Here is a 17407-nt window from a genome sequence, read left to right as displayed (position 1 = left end):
CTCACGCCACGCCGCGGGTGTGTCGTGTCCGTGCGGCCGGTGTCGTGTCGCTGCGGTCGCCCGGCTCGGCGGGCATGCGCGCTGCGCTCGCAGCACTCGCTCCTCGCGCTGTGTCTTCCAAGGGGGGCGCCCCCCTGGGCTAGTCCAGCTTTTCGCGCCAGCGGTTGGTTATGGGGAGGCGGCGGTCTCGGCCGAAGTTCTTGGGGGTGATCTTGGGGCCGGGCGGGTACTGGCGGCGCTTGTATTCGGCGAGGTCGACGAGGCGGATGACGCGCTCGACCAGGGCCGGGTCGTGGCCGGCTTCGACGAGGGCGTCGCGGCCCATGTCGCGTTCGACGTAGTCGGCCAGGATCGGGTCCAGGAGGGCGTACTCGGGGAGGGTGTCGCGGTCGCGCTGGTCGGGGCGCAGCTCGGCGGACGGCTCCTTGACGATGATGGCCTCGGGGACGGGCTCCTGCGCGAACGGGTGCAGGAGCGGCGAGTCCTCGCCCGCCTGGGTGTTGCGCCAGCGGGCGAGGTCCCAGACGGTGAGCTTGAAGACGTCCTTGATGGGGCCGAAGCCGCCGGCGGAGTCGCCGTAGAGGGTGGAGTAGCCGGTCGCCAGCTCGCTCTTGTTGCCGCCGGTGAGGACGAGGTGGCCGTCCTCGTTTGACAGGGCCATCCACACGTTGGCGCGGATGCGGGCCTGGAGGTTCTCGGCGGCGAGGCCGTGCAGGTCGAGCTGCTTCTCGAACGCCTCGACCATGTCGGCGATGGGGACGATGCGGGCGTTGACGCCCTGCCGCTTCACGAGCTCCTCGGCGTCCACGACGGAGCCCTCCGAGGAGTAGCGGCTCGGCAGCAGGACGGCGTGCACGTTCTCCGGGCCGATGGCGTCGGAGGCGATGGTGGCGACGAGGGCGGAGTCGATGCCGCCGGACAGGCCGAGCACGACGGAGCGGAAACCGTTCTTGCGGACGTAGTCGCGGGTGCCGAGGACGAGCGCCGCGTACACCTCGGCGAGGTCGTCCAGGGGGCGCGCGACCGTCCGCGGCCGCGCGGGGTAGGCGGGCAGCGGGTCGGCGGACAGGACGTGCCGCTCGATGGTGATCGTGGTGCCGTCGTGGGCGTCGACGCGGACGGGGCCCTCGCCGGCGGCCGGGCCGGCGGCCGGCAGGTCGAGGTCGGTGACGAGGAGGTGCTCGACGAACTGGGGTGCGCGGGCCAGGGGCGCGCCGTCCGGGCCGACGATGACCGAGTCGCCGTCGAAGACGAGCTCGTCCTGGCCGCCGACGAGGTTGACGTAGGCGAGGGCGCAGCCGGCCTCGCGGGCGCGGCGGGCGCACAGGTCGAGGCGGACGTCGTCCTTGTCGCGCTCGTAGGGGGAGGCGTTGATCGCCAGCAGCAGGCCCGCGCCGGAGGCGTTCGCGGCGCCGACCGGGCCGCCGTCCTGCCAGAGGTCCTCGCAGACGGCGGTGGCGACGTCCACGCCGTGCAGCCGGACGACCGGCAGCCGGTCGCCGCGCGCGAAGATCCGGTACTCGTCGAACACGCCGTAGTTGGGGAGGTGGTGCTTGGCGGAGCGGACGAGGACCTCGCCGCCGTGCAGCCATGCGGCGGCGTTGAGCGGCAGGCCGCCGGGCCGGCCCGGGCGGGACCCGCCGGCCGGCGGGCGGTCGAGGTAGCCGGTGACGACGGGGAGGTCGCCGAGCCCCTCGTCGGCGAGGCGCCGGGCGAGGCGCTGGAGGGTGTCGCGGGACGCCTCCACGAAGGACGCGCGCAGCGCGAGGTCCTCCACGGGGTAGCCGGTCAGCATCATCTCCGGGAATGCGACGAGGTGCGCGCCCGCCTCGGCGGCGCGGCGCGTCCACGTCACGATCTGGTCGGCGTTGCCGTCGAGGTCGCCGACGGTCGAGTTCACCTGCGCGAGCGCGAGCCTGAGTTGTGCCACGGTCCAAGCCTAGAACGCCGGACCCGGTTTCGTCACTTTGACGAGAAGTCGGCGCCGAGGACGGCGGCGCGCCGGCGCCGGATCGCGGGGGCGAGCGCGAGCTGCGCCGCGGCGGCGCCCAGGGCCAGCCCCGCGCAGGTCAGCCACAGCGCGGGGGCCCCGCCGGCGCCGAGCAGCTGGGTGCCGCCGAGGGGCGCCAGCAGGAAGCCGCCCGACCACGCCATCCCGTACAGGCCCCCGTACCGGCCGCGCAGGCCGGCGGGCGCGAGGTCGGCGACCACGGCCTGCAGGACGGACGCGGCGGTGATCTCTCCGAGCGTCCACACCAGGATCGTCGCGGTGTAGGCGGCCACGGACGAGGCGAGCGAGGTGAGCCCGTAGCCGGCCCCGACGAGCGCGAAGCCCGCCGCCAGCACCAGGCTGTGGTCGCGCCGCGCCAGCCACGCGTTCACCAGCGGCTGGACGATGATGATCAGCGTGCCGTTCGCGGCGATCGCCAGGCCGTAGGACCGCGGGCCGAGCCCGTCCTCCCGCATGGCGAGCGGCATGGTCGTCATGCCCTGCATGAGCACGAACGTGTAGAGGAGGGTGACCAGCACGTAGCCGACCATGACCCGGTCGCGCAGCGCGCGGCCGAACCCGCCCGCCCGCTCGGCGCGGGCTTCGCGGGTCCGGGTCTCGGGGACCGCCCGCCACACGAGCAGGCCGAACGCCGCGCAGGTGAGGGCGTCGATCCAGAACAGCCACAGGAAGCCCTGCTGCGCGAGCGTCCCGCCGAGCACCATGGCGACGGCCCAGCCGAGGTTGATCGCCCAGAACAGCAGGCCGAACGCGCGCGGGCGCTCGGCCGGGGAGATGATGTCGGCCACCATCGCCTGCGCGGCGGGCCGGTACATGTCCAGGAGCAGGCCGAGCACCAGTGCGGCCGCGAGGATCGCGGGGAGCCCCTGGGCGTAGCCGAGGGCGAGCATGGCGGCGCCGGTGCCGACGGTCGCGAGCGTCAGGGTCGCGCGGCGGCCGATGCGGTCGGCGAGCAGGCCGCCCGCGAGCTGCCCGGCGAGCGAGCCCGCGCCGAGCACGGCCATCGTCACGCCGGCCTGGGCCAGCGACAGCCCGCGCACGGTCGTCAGGTAGAGGCCGAGGAACGGCTCGACCATGGTCCCGAGGCGGTTGAGCAGGGTGCCCGCCCACAGCACCCAGAAGGTCCGGGGGAAGCCGCCGACCCGGGGCTGGAGGAACGCCGCGAACCTGCCGGGAGCGGGACCGACAGGAGTCTCTTCCAGAGTCGTCACTCCCACGATGGTGAGGGCCCCGCGCGTCCCGGGACATTCATTTAGTCTGGGCTAAATGATCGATTTCGTCCTGGCTCCGGACGACGTGGCACGGGTCCGGTTCGCGTTCTCGCCGCTGTGGGAGATGGTGCGCAGCCTGCGGGTGCTCGCCGACCCGTCCGGCCACGCGCTCCACCTGCCGTGGGTCCGCACGGTCCGGCCGCGGCTGCGCGGTCTCGGCCTGGAGCCGCTGGTCGAGGTCGTCCGTCCGGCCGGGTACATACCGGACTTCCTCACCCCGCCCCCGAACACTCCGCTGCCCGAACTCGGCGCGGAGCTCGCGACCGTCCGCGCCACCCCGCCCGAGGTCGTCGCCGCCGAGCTGAGCTGGACCGCGCGCGGCGACCGGCCCGCCCCCGGGCGCCGCGCCATGGCCGCCGAGCCCGAGCGCACCCTCGCGACGCTCGCCGACCTCCTCGAACGGTACTGGGAGGTGGCCGTGGAGCCGTTCTGGCCGCGCGTCCGCGACCTGCTGGAGGGGGAGGTCCTGCGCCGCAGCGCCGCGCTCGCCGCCGAGGGCGCCGCGGGCGTGTTCGGCGACCTGCACGAGGCGGTCTCCTGGTGCGCGGGGACGCTGTCCGTCGACCGCCACTGGGACTTCCGCGGCGAGCTCGCCGGGCGCGGGATCCTGCTCGTCCCGAGCGCGTTCGTGTGGCCGCAGGTGTCGGTGATGGTGCCGCCCTACCAGCCGATGCTCAGCTATCCGCCGCGCGGCGCGGCGACGCTCTGGGAGGCCGGGCCGCCGGACGTGCCGCGCGCCGGCGCCCTGGCCGCGCTGATGGGACGCCGCCGCGCCGAGCTGCTCACGGCGCTCGCCACGCCCGCGTCCACCACCGGCCTCGCCAGGCGGACGGGCGTGACCGCGGGGGCGGTCAGCCAGCACCTGGGCGTCCTGCGCGCCTGCGGCCTCGTCACCGGGCACCGTATGGGCCGCCGCGTCCTGTACGTCCGCACGCCGGCCGGGGACGCCCTGGCCGGCGCTCAGCGCAGCGACGCGAGCGCGTCCAGGCGCAGCGGCGCGGGGGAGGCGTCCGAACCGTAGCGGCCCGACTCGGCGAGCCAGTCCATGTGCGCGCGCGGCGTGTCCAGCAGGACCTTGACGACCTGCGCGGCGGCGGCGCGCTGCGCGACCGTCAGGTCGAGCCGGTCGAGCATCTCCGGCAGCCGGCGGGCCGCCGACCACGCCTCCTCCAGCCGGTCGGCGATCCGGTCGGCGACCAGGTGGGCGGCCCGCGCCTCGTCCAGCCCGTGCGCCCTGGCGAGGACGGCGGGCAGGTCGTGCACGTCGCCGCGCGCGGCCTCCAGGTCGTGCGAGGCGAGGTCGTTGGCCCAGGCCACCACGTCGGCGACCCCGTCGGCGAGGGTCTTCCAGCGGGGCGTGCGCAGCAGCTGCGCCGGCAGTTCGACGCCGAGGACGGCCTCGACCAGGTCGAACAGGAACGGCCCGCACGCCCGGCGGCGCAGCGCGGGGTACTCGTGCTCGGTCGGGACGTGGCTGATCCGGCGGTTCACGGCCTCCTCGGCGCAGCCGTCGCGGTGCGCCTCCAGGTGCAGCATGAACCGGCGGCGCCAGTCGCGGCTCATGTCCTTGGACGTGGCCTGCCACAGCTCCACCAGCGCCGCCTCCAGCGGCCGGGCGCCGGGCCGGGCGTGGCCGCGCCGCATCGCGCGCAGCAGGTCGTCGTACAGCGCGTGCACGGCGCTGCCGCTGTCGGCCAGCGGCGGGTGGTCCAGGGTGTCGTCGAGCGCGAGCGTCCAGGTCAGCCAGCGGGCGAACAGGTCCACGGCGGCCAGGTCGGCGGACGGCAGGACGCGGGCGGCGAGCCGCTCGCAGCGCGCCCGGCCGAGCGGTGAGGTGTCCGGGTCTCCGAGCACCAGCCCGCGGCCGCGTGCCCAGGCCTCCACCTGCGCGCACAGCTGCCACGACTCCGGGTGCATGGCCGACGGTGTGGCCAGCGCGGTCACCCGGTCGGTCATCGAGAGAAGAGGTGAGATGTCCACGACGCGTTCCACGCTAACGATCACCTGGCGAGACGACCATGATCGCCACGTCAATTTCCGGGAAACGGATATCCGGCGACGGTCACGCGCGAGTCAGCCGCCCGGCACTGCCCCCCGCCGGGGGGGACGTGCGATAGTGCGGTGATCGGAAGCCAGCACGATCAGGAGGAAACGTGTCGAGACGGACGACGCTCCAGGCCTTCGGTGCGGGGCTCGCGGCCCTGGCGCTGACGGCGTCGGCGTGCGGCGGCGACAAGGGCGCCACGGTGCAGGGCGTGAAGCTCATCGAGAAGGGCGCGCTCACCTCGTGCACGCACCTGCCCTACCCGCCCTTCCAGTCGGAGGACAAGAAGTCGGGCAAGGTCGTGGGCTTCGACGTCGAGCTCATCGACCTCGTCGCCAAGCGGCTCGGTGTCACCCAGAAGATCGTCGACACCCCGTTCGAGACGATGAAGACCGGGTCGGCGCTGAACGCCGGCAAGTGCGACATCCAGATGGGCGGCATGACGATCAAGCCCGACCGGGTGAAGTTCATGGACGTGTCGTCCCCCTACTTCGACGCCACGCAGTCGCTGATGGCGAAGAAGGGCAGCGGGATCACCACGCTCGACGACGTCAAGGCCAAGAAGCTCAAGCTCGGTTCGCAGGCGAGCACCACCGGCGAGGACTTCGTCAAGGGCAAGGGCTTCGACCCGCGCTCGTTCGACAACTCCAACGCCGAGCTGGACGGGCTGCGCACCGGCCAGGTGGACGTGATCGTGCAGGACGACCCGGTCGTCAGGGGCTGGCTCAAGGACCCGGCGAACGCGGGCTTCGAGGTCGCCGCGAACCTGAACACCGGCGAGCAGTACGGGTTCTGGATGCGCAAGGGGCACAACCCCGAACTGGTGAAGATGACGAACCAGGTGATCGCGCAGGCGAGGTCGGACGGCTCCTACAAGCGGATCTATGAGAAATGGATCGGTCCAATGCCCGCGGCCGCCGGCGGCGGCTCGTGACCGCCGAACCGGTCGGGGCGGCGCCGCCGGGCGGGCTGACCCGCCGGCGCCGCCGGCAGCTCTCCCTCGGCGGCCAGTACGGGATCTTCGTGGTCGTCGCGGTGCTGGTGCTGGCGCTCGCCGACTGGGGCACCCTGCGGCTCAACTTCGCCAACTGGGAGGTCGCCAAGAGCCTGTTCCCCGACATCATCACGGTCGGGCTGCGCAACACCGCCGTCTACACCGCGGTGGGGTTCGGGATCGGCCTCGGCGGCGGTCTGCTCGTCGCGCTGATGCGGCTGTCGTCGGTGCCCCCGTACCGGTGGTTCGCCACCGGCTACATCGAGATCTTCCGCGGCCTCCCGCTCCTGCTGATCTTCATCTTCGTGGGCGTCGGCGTGCCGCTGGCCTTCCCGGGCACCAACATCCCCGGCGGCGCCGCCGGGCAGGCGGGCCTGGCCCTCGGCCTCGCCGCCACCGCCTACATGGCCGAGACGATCCGGGCCGGGATCGAGGCCGTCCCGAAGGGGCAGCTGGAGGCGGCGCGCTCGCTCGGCATGTCGCACACCCGCGCCATGCGCTCGATCGTCATCCCGCAGGCGTTCCGGATCATCATCCCGCCGCTGACCAACGAGCTGGTGCTGCTCTGCAAGGACTCCTCGCTGGTCCTGTTCCTCGGTATCACGCTCCAGCAGCGGGAGCTCACGAAGTTCGGCCGCGACCTCGCGGGCGACCAGGGCAACACCACCCCGATCATCGTGGCGGGGATCTGCTATCTGCTCATCACGATCCCGCTGAGCCTGCTGGCCCGGCGGCTGGAGGCGCGGCAGCGCAGGGGGCGGCGATGACGAGCCTCGCCAAGGACACCGGGGACCGGACGGCCATCGAGATCAGCGGCCTGTACAAGTCGTTCGGCGCGAACGAGGTGCTGCGCGGCATCGACTTCCACGTCGAGGCGGGTGAGGTCGTCTGCGTGATCGGCCCGTCCGGGTCGGGCAAGTCGACGCTGCTGCGCTGCGTCAACCTGCTGGAGGAGCCCTCCGCCGGGACGGTCCGGGTCGCCGGCGCCGACGTCACCGACCCCGAGGTCGACATCGACGCCGTCCGCCGCCGGATCGGGATGGTCTTCCAGGCGTTCAACCTCTTCCCGCACCTGACCGCGCTCGGCAACGTCATGATCGCGCAGCGGAAGGTGCTGAGGCGGGGCCGGGCGGAGGCCGAGCGCATCGCCCGGGAGAACCTGGAGCGCGTCGGGCTGGCCGACAAGGTCGACGCCTACCCGGCGCAGCTGTCGGGCGGCCAGCAGCAGCGCGTCGCCATCGCCCGCGCGCTCGCGATGGGCCCGGAGGTGATGCTGTTCGACGAGCCGACGTCCGCGCTGGACCCCGAGCTGGTCGGGGACGTCCTCGGCGTCATGCGCGGCCTCGCGGACGCCGGGATGACGATGCTCGTCGTCACCCACGAGATGAGCTTCGCCCGGGAGGCGGCCGACCGGGTGGTGTTCATGGACGGCGGCGTGGTCGTGGAGGAGGGCCCGCCCGCCCAGGTGATCGGCGAACCCGCGCACGAGCGGACCAGGACGTTCCTTTCGCGCGTCCTCGACCCGGCCGCCGCGCGGATCGAGGACGGTCCGCGGTCGGATATGTTCCGATCACCGGCCCCGGACGCGTAACGTCGCGGTAACAGCGGCCGGGCATACTGCAGATACAGCCGGACCGGCACCGCGCGGCCGGCATGCCGGGCCCGCGTCGTCGACCACGCAGTCTCGCCGACAGGGCAGTACCGAGGGAGAGGGCATTGGACCGTCAGCAGGAGTTCGTGCTCCGTACGCTGGAGGAGCGCGACATCCGCTTCATCCGGCTGTGGTTCACCGACGTGCTCGGGTTCCTGAAGTCGGTGGCCGTCGCCCCCGCCGAACTCGAAGGCGCCTTCGGCGAGGGCATCGGCTTCGACGGCTCGGCGATCGAGGGCTTCGCCCGGGTGTACGAGGCCGACATGATCGCCAAACCGGACCCGTCCACCTTCCAGGTGCTGCCCTGGCGGTCGGAGTCCCCGGGCGTCGGCCGGATGTTCTGCGACATCCTCATGCCGGACGGGACGCCGAGCTTCGCCGACCCCCGCTACGTCCTCAAGCGCGCCCTGGCGCGGGCCGCCGACCTCGGGTTCACCTTCTACACCCACCCCGAGATCGAGTTCTTCCTCCTCAACGACAAGCCGGAGGACGGCCGCGAGCCCGAGCCGGCGGACGCGGGCGGCTACTTCGACCACACCCCGCACAGCGCCGCGCACGACTTCCGGCGCAACGCCATCACGATGCTGGAGGCGATGGGGATCTCGGTGGAGTACAGCCACCACGAGGGCGCCCCCGGCCAGCAGGAGATCGACCTGCGGTACGCCGACGCGCTCACCACCGCCGACAACATCATGACGTTCCGGCTGGTCATGAAGGAGGTCGCGCTGGAGCAGGGCGTGCACGCCTCCTTCATGCCGAAGCCGTACACCGAGCACCCCGGCTCGGGCATGCACACCCACATGTCGCTGTTCGAGGGCGACCGCAACGCCTTCTACGAGCCGGGCGCGGAGTTCAAGCTGTCCAAGGCGGGGCGGGCGTTCATCGCCGGGCTGCTGCGGCACTCCGCGGAGATCACCGCGGTGTGCAACCAGTGGGTCAACTCCTACAAGCGGCTGTGGGGCAACGTCGGCTCCACGGCGGGCCTCGGGGGAGAGGCCCCGTCCTACATCTGCTGGGGGCACAACAACCGGTCCGCGCTGGTCCGCGTCCCCATGTACAAGCCGCACAAGGGCCACTCGACCCGCATCGAGTTCCGGTCGCTGGACACGGCGGCCAACCCCTACCTGGCGTTCGCGGCGATCCTCGGCGCCGGGCTCAAGGGGATCGAGGAAGGCTACGAGCTCCCGCCGGGCGCCGAGGACGACGTCTGGGCCCTCACCGTGGCCGAGCGGCGCGCCCTCGGCATCGAGCCGCTGCCGCAGAACCTGGACGAGGCCATCCACGCGATGGAGCGCAGCGAGCTGATGGCCGACGTCCTCGGCGAGCACGTCTTCGACTTCTTCCTGCGCAACAAGCGCCAGGAGTGGGAGGACTACCGCCGCCAGGTGACCGAATTCGAGCGGAAGCGCCTCCTGGCCGTCCTCTGAGGCCCGCGCCGGAATACGGTTGGTCCTGTGACCGAGTCCTGGACATCCGACCGCCGTCCCTCCCTCGCCGGACGCCTGGCGCGGCTCGGGTTCACCCACGCGGCGCGGGCGGAGCGGCTGATCGCGGAGGCGGAGCGGGACGGCGACGGCCCGGGCGACGGCCTGCTCGACGCCCTCGGCGGCACCGCCGACCCCGACCTCGCCCTGGACGGGCTGCTGCGCCTGCTCGCCGCCGCTGACGGCGAGCTGCGCGAGGTGCTGGCCGCCGAGCCGGGGACGCGGGAGCGGCTGACCGCCGTCCTCGGGGTGAGCGCGGCGCTCGGCGACCACCTGGCGCGGCACCCGGAGCACTGGCGGGTGCTGCGCGACGGCGTCGCGGGCCCGCTCGGAAGCCCCCGCGCCGACCTGCTGGCCGCCGTGGGCGCCGACCTGGCCGCCGCGGAGCCGGTGGCCCGCGCCGAGGACGCGCTCGTCGCGCTCCGCGTCGCCTACCGCCGCCGCCTCCTGGCGCTGGCGGGACGCGACCTGATCGGCGCGGCGGACGTCGCCGAGGTCGCCGCCGAGCTGGCCGACCTGGCCGCCGCCGCGCTGGAGGCCGGCCTCGCGATCGCCCGCGCCGAGGTCCCCGGGCACGAGGAGTGCCGGCTCGCCGTGATCGGCATGGGCAAGTGCGGGGGCCGCGAGCTCAACTACGTCAGCGACGTCGACGTGATCTTCGTGGCGGAAGCGCGGGAGGGGCGCGACGAGGACGCCGCGCTGCGCACCGCGACCCGGCTGGCGTCGGCGATGATGCGGGCCTGCTCGGCCACGACCGAGGAGGGCGCGCTCTGGGAGGTGGACGCGGCGCTGCGCCCCGAGGGCAAATCCGGGCCGCTCGTGCGGACGCTCGCCAGCCACCGCGCCTACTACGAGCGCTGGGCCAAGACGTGGGAGTTCCAGGCGCTGCTGAAGGCCCGTCCCGTCGCGGGCGACGCCGACCTCGGCGCCCGCTACCTCGACGTGATCACCCCGATCGTGTGGAAGGCCGCGGAGGGGGAGAGCTTCGTCGAGGACGTCCAGGCCATGCGGCGCCGCGTCGAGGCGGACCTGAACCAGCGCACCGCCGACTCCGAGCGGCAGCTCAAGCTCGGGCCGGGCGGGCTGCGCGACGTCGAGTTCGCGGTGCAGCTGCTCCAGCTCGTCCACGGCCGCGCCGACGAGACGCTCCGCAGCCCGACCACGCTGGACGCGCTGGCCGACCTGTCCCGGGGCGGCTACGTCGCGCGCGACGACGCGGCGGCGCTGGCGTCGGCGTACCGGTTCCTGCGGCGCGTGGAGCACCTCGTCCAGCTGCACCGGCTGCGCCGCACCCACCTCGTCCCCGACGACGAGGCCGGCCTGCGCCGGCTCGGCCGCGCCCTCGGCCTGCGCACCGACCCGGTGGGGGAGTTCACCGCGCTGTGGCGGCGGCACGCCCGGGAGGTCCGCCGCATCCACGAGAAGCTGTTCTACCGGCCGCTGCTGCGGGCCGTCGCGCGGCTGCCGGGGGAGGAGGCCCGGCTCACCCCGCAGGCGGCCCGGGTCCGGCTGGAGGCCCTCGGGTACGCCGACCCGGCGGGCGCGCTGCGGCACATCGAGGCGCTGACCGCGGGCGTGTCGCGGCGCGCCGCGATCCAGCGGACGCTGCTGCCCGTCATGCTCGGCTGGTTCGCCGACGCGCCCGATCCCGACGCGGGCCTGCTCGGCTTCCGGCAGGTCAGCGACGCCCTCGGCACCACCCCCTGGTACCTGCGGCTGCTGCGCGACGAGGTGACCGTCGCCGAGCGGATGGCGTGGGTGCTCGGCTCCAGCCGCTACGCCACCGACCTGCTGCTGCGCGCCCCGGAGGCGGTCGCCCTGCTCGGCAGCGACACCGGCCTCGCGCCGCGCCCGCACGAGGCGCTGCGCGCGGAGGCGCTCGCCGCCGTCCGCCGCCACAAGGAGGGGGCCGCGGGCAGGCCCGGGCAGGAGGGCCGGGCGGGCGGCCGCCCCGCCGAGGAGGCGGTCGGCGTGGTACGGGCGCTGCGGCGCCGCGAGCTGTTCCGCGTGGCCGTCGCCGACCTGCTCGGTCTCGTGGACGTCCGGGAGGTGGGGGAGGCCCTCACCGGCATCTCCGCCGTCACCGTCGAGGCCGCGCTCCAGATCGCCGTCAACAAGATCGAGATGGAGTCGCGCGGGCCGCTGCCGACCCGGATGGCGATCGTCGCGATGGGCCGGTTCGGCGGCCACGAGCTCGGCTACGGCAGCGACGCCGACGTGATGTTCGTCCACGACCCGCTGCCCGGCGCGGACGAGCGCGCCGCCGGGCGCGCCGCGCACGCCGTCGCCGAGGAGCTGCGCCGCCTCCTGGCCCTGCCCGCCCCCGACCCGCCGCTGGAGATCGACCCGAACCTGCGCCCCGAGGGGCGGCAGGGGCCGCTCGTGCGCACGCTCGCGTCCTACGCCGCCTACTACGCGCGCTGGTCGGAGCCCTGGGAGGCGCAGGCGCTGCTGCGCGCCGACCCGATGATCGGCGATCCGGAGCTGTGCGAGCGGTTCCGCGCGCTGATCGACCCCGTCCGCTGGCCGGAGGACGGCATCGACGAGGACGCCGTCCGGCAGATCCGGCGGCTGAAGGCGCGGATGGAGTCCGAGCGGCTCCCGCGCGGCGTCGAGCGGCGCCTGCACACCAAGCTCGGGCCGGGCGGGCTCGCCGACGTGGAGTGGGTCGCGCAGCTGCTCCAGCTCCGCTACGCCCACGAGGTCCCGGCGCTGCGCACCACCCGCACGCTGGACGCGCTGGACGCGGCGGTCGGGGCCCGCCTCCTGGACGCCGAGGACGCCGAGACCCTGGCCGAGGCGTGGTGCATGGCCACCCGGATCCGGGGCTCGCTCATGCTGGTGCGGGGCCGCGCCTCCGATCTGCTGCCGACCGACCACCACCGCGAGCGCAGCTCCGTCGCCCGCGTCCTCGGCTATCCCGGGACGGGCGACCTCCTGGAGGACTACCGCAGGCACGCCCGCCGCGCCCGCGCCGTCATGGACCGCGTGTTCTACGGGGCCGAGTGAGCCCGCGCCGCCGCCCGCCGATCTACGCGGCCGGGTAGTCCCGGAGATGTAGGCGGGTGGCCCGGAGGCGTACGCCGGTCAGGGCCGGCCGGCGCCGCCGGCGGCGGCGGAGCCCGCCCCGGAGCGGCCCGCCCGCCGTCCGGAACGCTGGTGGAACCGGTGCACGACGCGGGCCCTGGCGATGAGGAGCGGCGCGGGGCAGCGCGTGTAGAGGATCCACGAGGCCCACAGCGCGCCGCTGATCAGCGCCATGCCCGCCACCGCGTCCAGCACGTAGTGGTTGGCGGTGGACAGGATCACGATCACGGTGGTCGCGGGGTAGAGCACGCCGAGGAGCCTGGCCCAGTTCTGCGACGCCAGCCTGAACAGCACCAGCCCGCACCACAGCGACCATCCGGCGTGCATGGACGGCATGGCCGCGTACTGGTTGGTCAGGCTCCCGGACGCGTCGCTGGCGTACAGGCCGAGCGAGTGCAGCGCGGTCACCGGGTCGACGAAGCCCTCGCTGTGCAGGAACCTCGGCGGGGCCAGCGGGTACAGCCAGAAGCCGATCAGCGCCACGCCGGTGGCGATCATGATGGAGGTGCGGAGCCACCGGTAGTGCTGCGGCCGGTAGCGGTACAGCCAGACGACGATGGCGAGCGTCGCGATGAAGTGCATCGTGGCGTAGAAGACGTTCGCGGTCCGCGCCAGCCACGGCACGGTCAGCAGCGTCTGGTTGAGGTGCAGCTCGATGTCCAGCCCCAGAAAGCGTTCGGCGCGCAGGATCTGGTCGGCGTGCGCGAACGCCGGCCCGGTGCCGTCCTGAACCAGGACGATCCGCGTCAGCGTATAGCCGGTGTAGAACAGGACGACCAGCAGGAGTTCGCGCCATACCGGGGGCGCTGTGATGGCCCGGCGCCGGATTCCGGTGGCGCCGGCCTCGCTTCTGCGGGCCGCTGGGGGGGCGGGTTGAGCCATGCTACCTATCTTCGCCGCAGCGCCCCTGAATGAGATCACCGCGACGAATGGTCTTCATCTCAGACCTGAGTAGTACGACCCTGACGCGGTATCCGGACTTTCGGGGGAGGGCCTCAGGGACACCGGGGGGATCCCCCGCGCCGCCCGCCCCTCACGCGGAGCCTGTTGAGTTGATCAGGAGTCAGCATAGAGGGCCCTGGGTAGGTCCCGAACGCTTCAGGCGACGCGATCGGGGGGACCAATGGCCAGGCATCGAGGGAAAGCAGGCGCGGTGCCGGCGGGCGCGGCGATCCTGGCCGCCTTAGCGCTCCTCTCCCCTGAGGGAGGGACGCGCCCCGCCCGCGCGGCCACCGACCCCTCGCCCGGAGCGGGCCCGGCGCCGTCGTGGGGGCGCTGCACCGGCCTGCCGTCACCGCCGGCCGGGAGCAGGCCGATCCGCGGGCTGCGCTGCGCGGTGCTCCCGGTGCCGCTCGACCACGCGCGGCCCGCCGCCGAGAAGATCGGAATCGCCCTGGTCAAGGTGCCGGCGACCGACCCGCGCCGGCGCATCGGCTCGCTGGTGTTCGACTTCGGCGGGCCCGGCGGAGAGGGCGTCGAGACCCTCGCGCAGGTCGCGGGCCAGTACGCCGACCTGCGCTCCCGCTACGACCTGATCGGCTTCGACCCCCGCGGCGTCGGCCGGAGCAGCCCGGTGTCCTGCGTCGACGACCGCCGCATGGACGCCCTCGCCGCCATGGACGACAGTCCCGACACGGCCGCCGAGGAGCAGGCGTACGCGGCCGGCCGCGCCGGCTACGCGCGCGGCTGCGCGGCGCGGTCGGGGCGGCTGCTGCCGCACGTCGGCACCGCCGACGCCGCCCGCGACCTCGACCTGATCCGCGCCGCCCTCGGCGACGAGCGGCTGCACTACTTCGGCATCTCCTACGGCACCTGGCTCGGCGGCAACTACGCGCACCAGTTCCCCGCCCGGGTGGGGCGGGCCGTCCTGGACGGGGCCGTCGACACCGGGCTCGGCCGCGCTGACCTGGCCCTCCAGCAGGCGGCCGCGTTCCAGCGCGCCCTCGGCGGCTTCGGCGCCGCGTGCGCCAGGCTCGGGAAGAATGCCTGCCCCCTCGGAACCGGCGGCCCGGCCGTCGCGGCGTCCGTCGGCAGGTTCCTGGCCGGCCTCGACGGCAGGCCGCTGCGCACCTCGTCCGGGCGCAGGCTCACCCAGAGCCTCGGCACGACCGGCGTCGCCGCCGCGCTCTACTCCCGGGACGCCTGGCCGTACCTCGCGCAGGGCCTGGTCGACGCGGTGAAGCGCCGCGACGGGACGCTGCTGCTGATGCTCGCCGACGTCCAGAACGGGCGGCGGCAGAACGGCGCCTACAGCAACCTCACCGCCGCCAACACCGCCATCACCTGCGCCGACAGCCCCGACCGGCCCACCGCGAGCGACGTGCGGCGGCTGCTGCCGCGGTTCCGCGACGCCTCACCGACCTTCGGGACGCCGCTGGCGTGGGGCCTTCTGCAGTGCTCGGGCTGGCCGGTCCAGGGCGACCCCGCCGCCCGCGAGGTCTCCGCCCCGTCCGCGGAGCCGATCCTCGTCCTCGGCAACACCGGCGATCCCGCCACCCCGTACGCGTGGGCGTCCGCGCTGACGCAGGCGCTCGGCGGCCGGGCCACCCTGCTCACGCTCAGGGGGGAGGGCCACGGCTCCTACGACACCGGCGACCCCTGCGTCCGCGAGGCCGTGCACGCCTACCTCCTGCTCGGCACGCTCCCCGCCGCGGGCGCGACCTGCGGCTAGCGGGCGGCGAGCCCGACCGCCCGCGCCGATCCTGTCAACATCCGCCCCTTGAACCGGCCGCCTGTTCAAGGGGCGGATGAACGGCGGCCGGACCATCACGTCCGTCATCACGATCGCAGCGCTCGTGCTCGCCCTCGCCCCGCCCGCCCGCGCGCGGGCGCAGGCGCCGCCGGGACGCGGCTGCGACCCCGGCGCGATCCTCGCCCGGATGACCGACGCCGAGAGGGCCGGCCAGCTGGTCATGGCGGTCACCGAGGACGGCCCGGACGGCATGCCGTCCGAGCGGACCCGCCGCGCCGTCCAGGACCTGAGGATCGGCTCGGTCATCACCTCCGAGCCGCGCACACCGGGCATCGCCGCCCGCTACGCGAACCGGCTCCAGCGCTGGGCGCAGGACACCCCCGTCCCGCCTGCCGCTCCTCGTCTCCGGCGACTTCGAGTTCGGGACGACCCACAACGTCCGCGAGGGCACCACGCCCCTGCCCAACGCGATGGGGCTCGGCGCCGCGCGCGACCCGGCGCAGGCCCGCGCGGCGGCGGCCGTCACGGCCGCCGAGACCCGCGCGATGGGGTTCCACTGGAACCACGCACCCGTCGCCGACGTCAACACCGACCCCGCCAACCCGATCATCGGCGTCCGGTCCTTCGGGGAGCGCGCCGACCTGGTCGGCGGGCTCGTCGAGACGCAGGTCCGCGCCTACCGGCGGGCCGGGATGATCGCGACGCCCAAGCACTTCCCCGGCCACGGCGACACCGAGACCGACAGCCACCTCGGCCTGCCCGCGGTGACCTACGACCGCGCGACGCTGGACCGCGTGCACCTGCCCCCGTTCCGCCGGGCCGTCGCCGCCGGCGCCGACGCGATCATGACGGCGCACGTGGTGGTGAAGGCCGTCGACCCCGACCTGCCCGCGACGCTGTCGCCGAAGGTGCTGACAGGCCTGCTGCGGCACGACCTGGCGTTCGGCGGCCTCATCGTCACCGACGCCATGGACATGGACGCGATCGACGAGAACTGGGGCACCCGCGAGGCCACGGTGATGGCGGTCCGGGCCGGCGCCGACGTGGTCATGTCGACCGGCGACTACACGGCCCACGCGCAGGCCGTGGACGCCCTCGCCGGCGCCCTGCGCGACGGGACGCTGAGCCGCGCGCGGGTCGACGCGTCCGTCCGGCGCGTCCTCGGGCTGAAGTGCGCGAACCGCGTGTTCGACCACCGCTGCGCCGACCCCGGGGCCGCCGAGCGGATCTCCGGCAACCCCGCCTTCCTGCGGCGCGCCCTGGCGATGGGCGTGGCCGCCGCGACGCTGGTGCGCAACGAGGACCGGGTGCTCCCCTTCGACCCCGGTTCGGACGCGCGGACGCTGGTCGCGGGCGTCGTGCAGACCGCGAGCACCGACCCCACCGACGCCGAGATCGCCGAGGCCGTCCGCCTGGCCCGCGCCGCCGACCGCGTCCTCGTCGCCACCTTCTCCTCAGGGACGCTTCCAGCGGGGCAGGCGCGGCTGGTCCGGGCGCTCCAGGCGACCGGCAGACCGGTCGCGGCCGTGGCGACCGGTCTGCCGCACGACATCGCCTCGTACCCGTCTGTCCGCGCCTACCTGGCGACCTACGGGACGACCGCACGGACCCAGCGCGTCGACCTGACCATGCACCGGGCCGCCGCCCGCGTCGTCTTCGGCGCGCAGCCCGGCGGGCGCCTGCCGGTCACGATCAAGGGCCTGTACCCCTACGGGCACGGCCTGCGCTACTGACGCGCGGTTCCGGGTGCGCCCGCCCGCGGCGCACCCGCGCCCGCTACACGACCTGGTCGACCTTCAACGGCTCCCGCAGCGCGTTGCCGACGGTGCAGTACTTCTCGTGGACGCGCGCCGCCACGGCCTTCAGGACGTCCTCGGCCTTCTCGTCTCCCTCGGGCAGCTCCACGTCGTAGGTGACCGTGATCGTGCCGAGCGTGCTCGTCGCGACCTTGTCGGCCTGGACGGTCGCGGCGAGCCGCGCCATCCGGTGCCCCCGCTTGGCCGTCAGCGGCTCGACGGTGACCAGCTCGCAGCCGCCGAGCGCCGCCAGCAGCAGCTCGACCGGCGTGAACACGCCCTCGGCGTCCCCGTCCCCGATCGCGACCGCCGCGCCCCGGCCGTTGACGGCCCGGAAACCGTCCTCGGTGCGCTCCACCCTGACCTCCGCCATGAAC

General features: G+C 74.3%; 13 protein-coding genes. 8 read left to right on the top strand and 5 right to left on the bottom strand.

Annotation, left to right across the window (positions count from 1 at the left end; translation table 11 throughout):
* Nucleotides 1–139: 139 nt before the first annotated feature.
* Both ACQEU6_RS15530 and ACQEU6_RS15525 read right to left on the bottom strand, forming a co-directional pair.
* Nucleotides 140–1930: an NAD+ synthase gene (locus ACQEU6_RS15530; protein WP_499332592.1), complete on the bottom strand. Its 1791-nt coding sequence runs from the start codon at nt 1928–1930 to the stop codon at nt 140–142.
* 32 nt (nt 1931–1962) lie between these two features.
* Nucleotides 1963–3222 carry an MDR family MFS transporter gene (locus ACQEU6_RS15525; protein WP_499332590.1) on the bottom strand — a complete coding sequence of 420 codons (1260 nt, stop codon included), beginning with the start codon at nt 3220–3222 and terminating at the stop codon, nt 1963–1965.
* Between the two features lie 55 nt (nt 3223–3277).
* On the opposite strand from ACQEU6_RS15525, the gene ACQEU6_RS15520 reads away from it, so the two are divergent.
* Entirely contained in the window at nt 3278–4303 is a 1026-nt protein-coding gene (locus tag ACQEU6_RS15520; protein WP_499332589.1) for an ArsR/SmtB family transcription factor, read from the top strand.
* Here ACQEU6_RS15520 and ACQEU6_RS15515 read toward each other — a convergent pair.
* Nucleotides 4243–5274 carry a terpene synthase family protein gene (locus tag ACQEU6_RS15515; RefSeq protein ID WP_499332588.1) on the bottom strand — a complete coding sequence of 344 codons (1032 nt, stop codon included), beginning with the start codon at nt 5272–5274 and terminating at the stop codon, nt 4243–4245. The genes ACQEU6_RS15520 and ACQEU6_RS15515 overlap by 61 nt on opposite strands.
* 161 nt (nt 5275–5435) lie before the next feature.
* Between ACQEU6_RS15515 and ACQEU6_RS15510 the strand changes: the two genes are divergently transcribed.
* From ACQEU6_RS15510 to ACQEU6_RS15490, 5 genes are all read left to right on the top strand, one after another.
* Complete coding sequence (locus tag ACQEU6_RS15510; RefSeq protein ID WP_499332586.1) at nt 5436–6260, top strand: substrate-binding periplasmic protein; 825 nt, start codon at nt 5436–5438, stop codon at nt 6258–6260.
* Nucleotides 6218–7087 carry an amino acid ABC transporter permease gene (locus ACQEU6_RS15505; RefSeq protein WP_499332583.1) on the top strand — a complete coding sequence of 290 codons (870 nt, stop codon included), beginning with the start codon at nt 6218–6220 and terminating at the stop codon, nt 7085–7087. Before ACQEU6_RS15510 ends, ACQEU6_RS15505 begins: the two co-directional genes overlap by 43 nt.
* On the top strand, nt 7084–7911 hold the full coding sequence (locus ACQEU6_RS15500) for an amino acid ABC transporter ATP-binding protein (RefSeq protein WP_499332582.1): 828 nt from the start codon (nt 7084–7086) through the stop codon (nt 7909–7911). Before ACQEU6_RS15505 ends, ACQEU6_RS15500 begins: the two co-directional genes overlap by 4 nt.
* A gap of 125 nt (nt 7912–8036) precedes the next feature.
* Entirely contained in the window at nt 8037–9398 is a 1362-nt protein-coding gene (gene glnA, locus ACQEU6_RS15495; protein ID WP_499332581.1) for a type I glutamate--ammonia ligase, read from the top strand.
* Nucleotides 9399–9425: 27 nt separating this feature from the next.
* Nucleotides 9426–12464 (top strand): bifunctional [glutamine synthetase] adenylyltransferase/[glutamine synthetase]-adenylyl-L-tyrosine phosphorylase, encoded by a 3039-nt coding sequence (locus tag ACQEU6_RS15490; RefSeq protein ID WP_499332580.1) that lies wholly within the window; start codon nt 9426–9428, stop codon nt 12462–12464.
* 78 nt (nt 12465–12542) lie between these two features.
* Here the strand turns inward: ACQEU6_RS15490 and ACQEU6_RS15485 are convergent, their stop codons facing one another.
* Nucleotides 12543–13424: a phosphatase PAP2 family protein gene (locus tag ACQEU6_RS15485; RefSeq protein WP_499332579.1), complete on the bottom strand. Its 882-nt coding sequence runs from the start codon at nt 13422–13424 to the stop codon at nt 12543–12545.
* A gap of 271 nt (nt 13425–13695) precedes the next feature.
* Between ACQEU6_RS15485 and ACQEU6_RS15480 the strand changes: the two genes are divergently transcribed.
* Entirely contained in the window at nt 13696–15213 is a 1518-nt protein-coding gene (locus ACQEU6_RS15480; RefSeq protein WP_499332578.1) for an alpha/beta hydrolase, read from the top strand.
* A gap of 410 nt (nt 15214–15623) precedes the next feature.
* Nucleotides 15624–16967, top strand: a complete 1344-nt coding sequence (locus tag ACQEU6_RS15475) for a glycoside hydrolase family 3 protein (protein WP_499340206.1) — start codon at nt 15624–15626, stop codon at nt 16965–16967.
* Nucleotides 16968–17010: 43 nt separating this feature from the next.
* Here the strand turns inward: ACQEU6_RS15475 and ACQEU6_RS15470 are convergent, their stop codons facing one another.
* Complete coding sequence (locus tag ACQEU6_RS15470; protein WP_499332577.1) at nt 17011–17403, bottom strand: OsmC family protein; 393 nt, start codon at nt 17401–17403, stop codon at nt 17011–17013.
* Between the last annotated feature and the right edge of the window lie 4 nt (nt 17404–17407).

The sequence above is a fragment of the Spirillospora sp. CA-108201 genome (assembly GCF_050936235.1).
GTDB lineage: Bacteria > Actinomycetota > Actinomycetes > Streptosporangiales > Streptosporangiaceae > Spirillospora.
The sequence above is the reverse complement of the archived record's forward strand: the minus strand, read 5'-3'. Positions and strand labels throughout refer to the sequence as shown.

Bases quoted from the DNA above. Each gene is read 5' to 3' on its own strand.
- ACQEU6_RS15520 (WP_499332589.1), top strand. From the start codon at position 3,278: ATGATCGATTTCGTCCTGGCTCCGGACGACGTGGCACGGGTCCGGTTC.
- ACQEU6_RS15505 (WP_499332583.1), top strand. From the start codon at position 6,218: ATGGATCGGTCCAATGCCCGCGGCCGCCGGCGGCGGCTCGTGACCGCC.
- ACQEU6_RS15500 (WP_499332582.1), top strand. From the start codon at position 7,084: ATGACGAGCCTCGCCAAGGACACCGGGGACCGGACGGCCATCGAGATC.
- ACQEU6_RS15485 (WP_499332579.1), bottom strand. From the start codon at position 13,424: ATGGCTCAACCCGCCCCCCCAGCGGCCCGCAGAAGCGAGGCCGGCGCC.
- ACQEU6_RS15470 (WP_499332577.1), bottom strand. From the start codon at position 17,403: ATGGCGGAGGTCAGGGTGGAGCGCACCGAGGACGGTTTCCGGGCCGTC.